Source organism: Chamaesiphon sp. VAR_69_metabat_338 (genome assembly GCF_031423935.1).
In the GTDB taxonomy this organism is placed as follows: Bacteria; Cyanobacteriota; Cyanobacteriia; order Cyanobacteriales; family Chamaesiphonaceae; genus Chamaesiphon.
The window spans coordinates 1-3463 of the sequence record NZ_JANPGM010000082.1; the positions used below are offsets into that span (position 1 = coordinate 1).

At 50.2% G+C, this 3463-nt stretch carries 3 protein-coding genes; 1 reads left to right on the forward strand and 2 read right to left on the reverse strand.

The window, feature by feature from the left end; all coding sequences use genetic code 11:
• Positions 1-1302 (reverse strand): bifunctional 3,4-dihydroxy-2-butanone-4-phosphate synthase/GTP cyclohydrolase II (gene ribBA, locus RMO84_RS02490; protein WP_396135749.1); only part of this gene is annotated, 1302 nt, incomplete at its 3' end.
• Between the two features lie 195 nt (positions 1303-1497).
• Here ribBA and argC point away from each other — a divergent pair.
• On the forward strand, positions 1498-2559 hold the full coding sequence (gene argC, locus RMO84_RS02495; RefSeq protein WP_310486875.1) for an N-acetyl-gamma-glutamyl-phosphate reductase: 1062 nt from the start codon (positions 1498-1500) through the stop codon (positions 2557-2559).
• A gap of 1 nt (position 2560) precedes the next feature.
• Here the strand turns inward: argC and RMO84_RS02500 are convergent.
• On the reverse strand, positions 2561-3463 hold a 903-nt coding region (locus RMO84_RS02500), incomplete at its 5' end, for a DUF72 domain-containing protein (protein WP_310486876.1).

The window sequence follows — 3463 nt, forward strand, 5'->3', positions numbered from 1 at the left end:
ACGTGCCGTAATATCTAATGGTTCTTCGTTCCAGGTAATCCCGACGGTGACGAGATAAGTTTGCAGCAACATGTGACCGAGTTTTTCGGCTTTGGTGGCAAGATAGTCGTTGTTGTAGTCATTCGCCTCGATGAGGAGTGGTACTCGATCGACCATTTCCAAGCCATAACCTTTAAGTCCGGCAATTTTGCGGGGATTGTTGGTGATCAATCGAATTTTGCTAATCCCCAAATCGTTGAGCACCTGCGCGCCCACACCATAGTTCCGCAGATCGGCGGGAAAGCCGAGGCGATTGTTGGCTTCGACGGTATCCAAGCCCATATCCTGGAGCGAGTAAGCTTTGAGTTTATTGATCAGCCCGATGCCACGGCCTTCCTGACGCAGGTAAACCACTACGCCCGCGCCCGCATTCTCGATCATCTTGAGTGCCGCTTGGAGCTGCATCCGGCAGTCGCAGCGCAGCGAACCGAGGGCATCGCCCGTCAAACATTCCGAGTGCATCCGCACCATTACGGGCTTATCTACAAAATCAGCCGGGCTGCCTTTGACGATCGCCACAGTTTCAGTAGCATCTAATAAATTGCGATAGCCATAGATCTGAAACTGCCCGAACTGGCTGGGCAGCTTGGTAATCGCCTCCCGATGGACGAATCTGTCGTGCTTGAGACGGTAGCTAATCAGATCGGCAATGCTAATAATTTTTAGATCGTGAGCGCGCGCATAGGCGATCAGATCGGGAAGTCGCGCCATCGAGCCATCGGGATTTTGAATCTCGCAGATGACACCAGCGGGGGCTAAACCTGCCAGTCTGGCTAAATCTACAGCGGCTTCGGTATGTCCCGCCCGTTTGAGTACGCCGCCGTCTTGGGCGCGCAAGGGGAAAATATGACCAGGACGGCGCAAATCTTCGGGTCTGGTATCGGGATCGATCGCCAGATGAATAGTACAGGCGCGATCGTCAGCCGAGATCCCAGTAGTGACGCCGAGCCGATGGCTGGCATCGATACTGACCGTAAAGGCAGTTTGATTGGGATCGGTATTATTCGTGACCATCAGTGGTAAATCCAGTCGATCCAACTGATGCCCCATCATTGCCAGACAGATTAAGCCGCGCGCATTGACCGCCATGAAATTAATATTTGCAGCGGTAACAGTTTCGGCGGCACAGATCAGATCGCCCTCATTTTCTCGATTTTCGTCATCTACCACCACGACCATTTTGCCCGCTGCGAAGTCCGATAGGGCGGTAGAAATCGTGTCAAATTCAAAATTGGTCGGTTCAGTAGAAGAAGTAGCTATCACAGATCGGTAAAATGTTGGTAAACTATATAGTCCGTTAAAGCGAGTCAAAACTCCAGCTCGATCGGCAATGCCGCGAAAATCCACATTGCTCGATCGAGAAATTCAAAATTAGTTTTGAACTGAGCATCGAACTAGTTGGGACTTTTCACCATGAATATGGCGATCGCTTTCTTAATTATATAGGTCATAACATTCATGGGTGAGCAGATCGAACGCCTTCAAGTTGGGATTGTCGGTGCGTCAGGCTATGGCGGCGTCCAGTTGGTGCGCTTATTGCAAGATCATCCCGCGATCGAGATTGCCTATTTAGGCGGCGATAGTAGTGCGGGTAAAAAGTTTGGCGATCTCTATCCCCATCTAGCTCATGTTGTCGATTTGCCGATCGAACCTGTCGATGTCGATGTCATTACCTCCCGCTGTAAAGCGGTGTTCTTGGCTCTACCCAATGGTCTGGCTTGCGAACTCGCTCCCAAATTAATTGCCCAAGGCTGTAGCGTCCTTGATTTATCTGCAGATTATCGATTTAGAGATCTCGATGTCTATACTCAATGGTACAAGACAGCGAGAACCGATCGCGAAACTGCCGCAATGGCAGTTTATGGCTTGCCCGAACTCTATCGAGCCAAACTCAGAAATGCCAAAATTGTCGGCTGTCCTGGCTGCTACCCAACAGCCAGTCTCCTCGCCCTCTCGCCCCTGCTCAAACAAGGTTTGATCGATGCCGACACAGCCATCATCGATGCCAAATCCGGCACCTCTGGCGGCGGCAGACAAGCCAAAACTCATCTCCTGCTAGCCGAAGCCGATAATAGCATTACTGCTTACAGCATTGCCGCCCATCGCCACACCCCCGAAATCGAGCAAGTTTGTAGCGATCTAGCCAGCCATGAAGTCAAAGTCCAATTTACGCCCCATTTAATGCCGATGGTGCGCGGTATCCTGACAACTGTCTACGCTACGATCCGCGATCCGGGCTTGGTGACAGAAGACCTAATTACGATCTACAAAGCTTTCTATCGATCGTCCCCATTTGTCAAAGTTTTGGACGGTGGTGTTTATCCTCAAACCAAATGGGCAGCAGGTACCAATCTTTGCTACATCGCTGTCGAAGTTGATGCGCGTACCGGACGGGTGATCGTGGTTTCGGCGATCGATAACCTGATCAAAGGTCAAGCCGGACAAGCAATTCAATGCCTGAATGCGATGATGGGTTGGGATGAAACCCTCGGTTTACCCCAGATGAGTTTCTATCCCTAGTTCAAAACAGCTTTAATTGCACGGGAGCATCATCGACAAATCTTGGTGGTAAGGGATTAAGAACGATCCCCGATCGCGTAAAAATCTCATGTAGATAACGCGCATTAATTGGCGATCGAGCCTCGATCGGGCAATGGACGAACATGTAGATCTGAGTATCCTGCTGCAACCAGCTCTGAAGCTGACTCGTCCAACCTTCCAGCCATACTTGATTGGCGGATAGGATCGGGTGCGAAACATAGCGAATCAGGCTAAAAGGAGCTGTCAGACTTAACTCGATCGGTACGCGCGGCTTTTTACATTCAAAGGCAATTTTCTCTTCTGTAGTTGCCTCATAAATCGGTCGCGAATCGAGAATAACCCGACCGATCCCTAATTTGTGTAACAGCTCATTTAACTGCTCCCGATGAGGAGATTTGAACCAATCGAGATGCCGGACTTCCAGCGCGATTGAGACATTTCGACAGTTTAGCCCAGTTAGGAATGCAGCCAAATCTGTAAATCTCTCACTCGGCGCATAATTGGGTGGTAACTGAATAAATACTACCCCTAACCTGTCGCCCAAAGCCTGCATCTGTGCGATAAAAGCTTGCGCGGCTGGGAGATAAGGTTCGAGCGATCCATTGTGCGTAATGGCACGGGGAAACTTCAGACAAAACTTAAATCCCGTTGGCGTTTGGGCGATCCAGCGATCGATGGTAGCTCGATCGGGAATGGCATAAAAAGTCGTATTCCCCTCCACCGCAGGGAAATGATGGCTGTAAACACGCAGATAATCTTTGGCAGGAGTTTTGGGCGGATAAACCTCACCCACCCAGCCTGGATAAGACCAAATAGCACAGCCGATCGAGATAGGCATGGGCGCAAACGTCAGTAATAATGGCTCTACTTTATTTTCACTTGC